This is a genomic window from Pseudomonas sichuanensis (genome assembly GCF_003231305.1).
Classification (GTDB): domain Bacteria; phylum Pseudomonadota; class Gammaproteobacteria; order Pseudomonadales; family Pseudomonadaceae; genus Aquipseudomonas; species Aquipseudomonas sichuanensis.
In genome coordinates this window covers 118,015-124,280 of record NZ_QKVM01000010.1, presented here as the reverse complement: position 1 = coordinate 124,280, position 6,266 = coordinate 118,015, and the positions used below count along the sequence as shown (strand labels likewise).

5 protein-coding genes are annotated in these 6,266 nt (G+C 63.4%); 2 read left to right on the top strand and 3 right to left on the bottom strand.

The genetic code is table 11. The features are described 5' to 3' along the window. Positions 1-100 precede the first annotated feature (100 nt). On the top strand, positions 101-2,401 hold the full coding sequence (locus DM373_RS07810; protein ID WP_110992993.1) for a YgiQ family radical SAM protein: 2,301 nt from the start codon (positions 101-103) through the stop codon (positions 2,399-2,401). Between the two features lie 106 nt (positions 2,402-2,507). On the opposite strand, the gene DM373_RS07805 is transcribed toward DM373_RS07810, so the two are convergent. After that, complete coding sequence (locus DM373_RS07805; RefSeq protein ID WP_110992992.1) at positions 2,508-3,095, bottom strand: LOG family protein; 588 nt, start codon at positions 3,093-3,095, stop codon at positions 2,508-2,510. A gap of 344 nt (positions 3,096-3,439) precedes the next feature. On the opposite strand from DM373_RS07805, the gene azu reads away from it, so the two are divergent. Beyond that, positions 3,440-3,889, top strand: coding sequence for an azurin (azu, locus tag DM373_RS07800; RefSeq protein ID WP_110992991.1), 450 nt, complete (start codon positions 3,440-3,442; stop codon positions 3,887-3,889). Between the two features lie 114 nt (positions 3,890-4,003). Here the strand turns inward: azu and nadE are convergent, their stop codons facing one another. Continuing rightward, positions 4,004-4,831 carry an ammonia-dependent NAD(+) synthetase gene (gene nadE, locus DM373_RS07795; protein ID WP_110992990.1) on the bottom strand — a complete coding sequence of 276 codons (828 nt, stop codon included), beginning with the start codon at positions 4,829-4,831 and terminating at the stop codon, positions 4,004-4,006. Between the two features lie 3 nt (positions 4,832-4,834). Further along, on the bottom strand, positions 4,835-6,040 hold the full coding sequence (gene pncB / locus DM373_RS07790) for a nicotinate phosphoribosyltransferase (RefSeq protein WP_110992989.1): 1,206 nt from the start codon (positions 6,038-6,040) through the stop codon (positions 4,835-4,837). Positions 6,041-6,266: the final 226 nt, after the last annotated feature.

Below are 6,266 nucleotides of genomic sequence, written 5' to 3'. Positions count from 1 at the left end.
GGCGATCCAAATGAATCCGACCACCACCGTCGGATTTGGTCAAAATTTGTGCTATATTCCGCGCCCGCGATTTCCCTGCACACCAGAACCGGTCACTGACATGCAAGCAGCCAAACCACTCTACGACTATCCCAAGTACTGGGCCGAATGCTTCGGGCCAGCGCCGTTCCTGCCGATGAGCAGGGAGGAGATGGATCAGCTCGGCTGGGATTCCTGCGACATCATCATCGTGACCGGTGACGCCTACGTCGACCATGCGTCGTTCGGCATGGCCATCATCGGCCGCCTGCTCGAGGCCCAGGGTTTCCGGGTGGGCATCATTGCCCAGCCGAACTGGCAGTCCAAAGACGACTTCATGAAGCTCGGCGAGCCGAACCTGTTCTTCGGCGTCGCGGCCGGCAACATGGACTCGATGATCAACCGCTACACCGCGGACAAGAAGATCCGTTCCGACGACGCCTACACCCCTGGCGGCTTGGCCGGCAAACGCCCGGACCGCGCCAGCCTGGTGTACAGCCAGCGCTGCAAGGAAGCCTACAAGCATGTGCCGATCGTGCTCGGCGGCATCGAGGCCTCGCTGCGCCGCATCGCCCACTACGACTACTGGCAGGACAAGGTCCGCCACTCGATCCTGGTGGACGCCAGCGCCGACATCCTGCTGTACGGCAACGCCGAGCGGGCCATCGTCGAGGTTGCCCAGCGCTTGTCCCAGGGCGAGCCCATCGAGCAGATCACCGACGTGCGCGGCACGGCGTTCATTCGCCGCGACACGCCCCAGGGCTGGTACGAGATCGACTCCACCCGCATCGACCGTCCGGGCCGGGTCGACAAGATCATCAACCCCTATGTCAACACCCAGGACACCCAGGCCTGCGCCATCGAGCAGGCCAAGGGCGAGCAGGACGACCCGAACGAAGCCAAGGTGGTGCAGATCCTCGACAGCCCGCAGATTACCCGCGAAAAGTCGGTGATCCGCCTGCCATCGTTCGAAAAGGTGCGCAACGACCCGGTGCTCTATGCCCACGCCAACCGCGTGCTGCACCTGGAGACCAACCCCGGCAACGCCCGCGCCCTGGTGCAGAAGCACGGCGAGGTGGATGTGTGGTTCAACCCGCCACCCATCCCCATGACCACCGAAGAAATGGACTACGTGTTCGGCATGCCCTACGCGCGTGTTCCGCACCCGGCCTACGGCAAGGAACGCATCCCGGCCTACGAGATGATCCGTTTCTCGGTCAACATCATGCGTGGCTGTTTCGGTGGCTGCACCTTCTGCTCGATCACCGAGCACGAAGGCCGGATCATCCAGAACCGCTCGCATGAGTCGATCCTGCACGAAATCGAAGAGATGCGTGACAAGGTGCCAGGTTTCACCGGCGTGGTCTCCGACCTCGGTGGCCCGACCGCCAACATGTACCGCATCGCCTGCAAGAGCCACGAGATCGAGAAGCACTGCCGCAAGCCGTCGTGCGTGTTCCCGGGCATCTGCGAGAACCTCAACACCGACCACAGCTCGCTGATCGAGCTGTACCGCAAGGCCCGTGCCTTGCCGGGGGTGAAGAAGATCCTGATCGCCTCGGGCCTGCGCTACGACCTGGCGGTGGAATCGCCGGAGTACGTGCGCGAGCTGGTGACCCACCACGTCGGTGGCTACCTGAAGATTGCCCCGGAGCACACCGAGCGTGGCCCGCTGGACAAGATGATGAAGCCGGGTATCGGCACCTACGACCGCTTCAAGCGCATGTTCGAGAAATTCTCGAAAGAAGCGGGCAAGGAGCAGTACCTGATCCCGTACTTCATCGCCGCGCACCCGGGCACCACCGACGAAGACATGATGAACCTGGCCCTGTGGCTCAAGGGCAACGGCTTCCGCGCCGACCAGGTGCAGGCGTTCTACCCGTCGCCCATGGCCTCGGCCACGGCCATGTACCACTCGGGCAAGAACCCGCTGCGCAAGGTCACCTACAAGAGCGAAGGGGTGGAGATCGTCAAGAGCGAGGAGCAGCGCCGCCTGCACAAGGCGTTCCTGCGCTACCACGACCCGAAGGGCTGGCCGATGCTGCGTGAAGCGCTGGAGCGTATGGGCCGCGCCGACCTGATCGGCCCGGGCAAGCACCAGCTGATCCCGCTGCACCAGCCGCAGACCGACACTTACCAGAGTGCCCGGCGCAAGAACTCCACGCCGGCCGGCAGCCACAAGGTGGGCAAGGAGCAGAAGATCCTCACCCAGCACACCGGCCTGCCGCCGCGTGCCAGCGATGGCAGCAAGCCGTGGGACAAGCGCGAGAAGGCCAAGGCCGAAGCGTTCGCCCGCAACCAGCAGGCGGCCAAGGAGCGCAAAGAAGCGGCCAAGGGTGGCGGCAAGGGCAAGAAACCGCGTCAGCCAGTCATCCCGCGCTGATGCAGTAACCGTGGGAGCGGGCTTGCCCCGCGATTGCGATGTCGGGATTCCCGACGCCATCGCGGGGCAAGCCCGCTCCCACGGGTGTTCAGGCCAGCCGTCCGGCTCAATCAGGTTTCTTGTCGACCCACTTCGGCAATACCAGTGATTCGAACCGGTCCATCCCGTCCAGCAACTCATCCGGCTGCTGCGCCAACTGCAGCATCGCCCGGTGCTGCGGCCGTACGAAGCCTTCCTCGACGATATGGTCGAGGAACCCGCCCAGCTTCTCGTAGAACCCGTTCACATCCAGCAAGCCCAGCGGCTTGGCGTGATACCCCAGCTGCCCCCAGGTCCACACCTCGAACAGCTCCTCCAGCGTCCCCAGCCCGCCCGGCAGGGCGATGAAGGCATCGCTGAGTTCGGCCATGCGCGCCTTGCGCGCGTGCATGCCGTCCACCACCTCAAGGCGGGTCAGGCCCTTGTGGCCGATTTCGGCGTTCATCAGGCTTTCGGGGATGATCCCGACCACTTCACCGCCCGCGGCCAGGGCGGCGTCGGCCACGGTGCCCATCAGGCCCACCGCGCCGCCGCCATAGACCAGCGTCAGGCCCCGGCGGGCGATGGCCTGGCCCAGGGCGATGGCAGCTTCACGGTAGGCGGGGTTGGCGCCGATACTGGCGCCACAGAACACACAAACGGAACGTACAGGCATGGCTTGTCTCCCTTCACAGGGGGCACAGGGTAAGGCTCAAGCCCGACACTTCCAAGGCTATTCACTCAGGGCGGGAGAATTCGCAGGCCGCGCCGGTGGCGCCCTGGGCGTAGGCGGCAAGCAGGCTGTTCATGAAACTTGAGAGGGACATTTCAGTTACTCCTAAATGAAAGGTTGTCCCATCGTCTATCAAGAGGGCATGATGTGCTCTTTGATTGGTTGTATACAATCCATTGAACAATTCAACTGGCTGGCCACTTGACACCCCTTGACCCACATCAGGGCTGGGTTGCATGGTTTCAGGCAGTCTCGCAATTGATAAAACCCTGCCAAGGAGATTCATGATGTTTGCGAAAGCTGTAGCGGTATCCCTGCTGACCCTCGCCAGCGCCTCTGTCTTTGCAGCCGAATGCTCGGTCACTGTCGAGTCGACTGACCAGATGTCCTACACCAGCAAAGAATTCACCGTCGACAAGAGCTGCAAAGAGTTCACCGTGAAGCTGACTCACTCGGGCAGCCTGCCGAAGAACGTCATGGGCCATAACCTGGTGATCAGCAAGACTGCCGACATGCAGGCGATCGCCACCGAAGGCATGAGCCAGGGCATCGACAAGGGCTACCTGAAAGCAGATAACGCCAACATCATCGCCCACACCGCGATGATCGGCGCGCCTGAGAAAGAAACTGAAGTGAAGTTCGACACCTCGAAGCTTGAAGCTGGTGGCGACTACAGCTTCTTCTGCACCTTCCCGGGCCACATCTCGATGATGAAGGGCAAGGTCGTAGTCAAGTAATCGAAGCCTGACGCAATACCCTTGTGGGAGCGGGCTTGCCCCGCGATGGCGATGGTGAATCCACCAAGGCCATCGCGGGGCAAGCCCGCTCCCACAGGTCTTTCTACAGCCTGATCAAGGCGCGAACGGCAGTTCGCGCTTGTGCTGGGTCTTGCGGTAAGTGCCGACGATGATGTCGAACGCCGCCTGATCGACCGGCAGGCCATGCAGGAAGGCATCGATCTGCTGGTAGGTGACGCCGTGGGACGCCTCGTCCGGCTTGCCCGGTTCCAGGTCTTCCAGGTCGGCGGTCGGCACCTTCTCCACCAGCGCCTCCGGCGCGCCAAAGCTGCGCGCTATGTCCCGCACCTGGTTCTTCACCAGCCCGCTCAGCGGCGCCAGGTCGCAGGCACCATCGCCGAACTTGGTAAAGAAGCCCATCACCGCCTCGGCGGCGTGGTCGGTGCCGATCACCAGGCCCGCGCGGGCGCCGGCGATGGTGTACTGCGCCACCATGCGCATGCGCGCCTTGGTATTGCCGACGACGAAGTCCACCAGGCTCGGCGAGCCGCCTTCCAGCGCTTTCACTTCAGTGGCCAGGGCGCGTACCGCCGGGGCGATGTCGACGGTGTGCACTTCGTCGGCCTTGATCACGTCCAGGCAGGCCTGGGCGTCGTGCTCGTCGTGCTGCACCTGGTACGGCAGGCGCACGGCGATGAAGGTGTAGGCCTTGTCGCCAGTCTCGGCGCGCAACTCGTTGATGGCGCGCTGGGCGAGCAGGGCGGCGGTCAGCGAGTCGACGCCGCCGCTGATGCCCAGCACCAGGGTCTTGAGCCGGGCATTGGCCAGGCAATCCTTGATGAACGCCACGCGCCGGGCCACTTCCTGCTCGAGCGCGGCGGTATCGGCGAAGGGGGGCTGCACCTTGAGCGCCTGGGCAATCTCCTGCTGAACGGCTTGCATGGGTTACTCCTTGCTGGGGATTTTGAATACGTGACGCAGGTAGGCGACGAAGTTCTGGTCGCGGCACTGGGTCTTGGCGGCTTCGTCGGAGATCTTCGCCACTGGCGAGCCGTTGCAGTCGGTCATTTTAAGCACGATGTTCATGGGCGCCACACCAGGGATATCGCACGTCAGGTTGGTGCCGATGCCAAAGCTGACGTTGATCCGACCGCGCAGGGCACGGAAGATTTCCAGTGAGCGGGTCAGGTTCAGGCCATCGGAAAACACCAGGGTCTTGGTCATCGGGTCGATGCCCAGCTTCTGGTAATGGGCGATGGCTTTCTCGGCCCAGGCCACCGGCTCGCCCGAGTCGTGGCGCAGGCCGTCGAACAGCTTGGCGAAGTACAGGTCGAAATCCTTCAGGAAGGCATCCATGGTGATGCAGTCGGTCAGGGCGATGCCCAGCAGCCCGCGGTACTCGCGCACCCAGCAGTCCAGCGCGGCGCTCTGGCTGTCGATCAGCCGTGGGCCGAGTTGCTGGTGGGCCATGAACCACTCGTGGGCCATGGTGCCCAGCGGCTTGATATCCAGTTTCCATGCCAGGTCGACGTTGCTGGTGCCGACGAAACGGGCCGGGAAGTCATCGCGCAGCACCCGTACCACTTCCGCCTGCACCCGGCTGGAAAAGCGCCGACGGGTGCCAAAGTCGGCCACCTGCAGTTCGGCCAGTTCGTCATCGCTGGCATGGGCGCGCAGCCAGTCGAACTTGCGGTGCAGCTGGTCACGCGCCTCGGCCAGGCGCATGTGCGGGTGCAGGTGGCGGTTGCGCACTTCGCTGATGATCGCCAGCAAGGGTATTTCGAAGAGGATCACGTGCAGCCACGGGCCACGCAGGCGCAGGCTCAGCTGGTCATTTTCGATCCCTAAGCGCACGTAGCGCAGGTTGAAGCGGAACAGCCGCAGAAAACGCAGGAAGTCGGGCTTGAGGAAGCTGATACGCTCGAGGAAGGCCAGCTGGCCATCATCCAGGGTGAGCTCGCTGAGCAGTTCCAGCTGGTGGCGGATTTCGCCCAGGTAGGGGCGCAGGTCTTCGCCATTGCGGCAGCGAAACTCCCACTCGACGTCGGCGTCCGGGTAGTTGTGCAGCACGCCCTGCATCATCGTCAGCTTGTAGAAATCGGTGTCGAGCAGGTTGTGCACGATGCGCTCGGCGAATGCGCTCTCGCTCATCAGGGGGAAGCTCCAAAGCGGGCAATGGCGGCTATTGTGCCAGCCTTTGAGGTGTTGTTGCGCCTGTGCCGGCCCCTTCGCGGGTAAACCCGCTCCCACAGGTCAGGTGCCATCCTGTGGGAGCGGGTTTACCCGCGAAGGGGCCGGCACAGGCAAAGCAGGTGTTTTTCCGTGCACCGGCTAGCCTTCAAACGGTGCTGCCTGTAGCAGTCGCGCACCAGCGGTG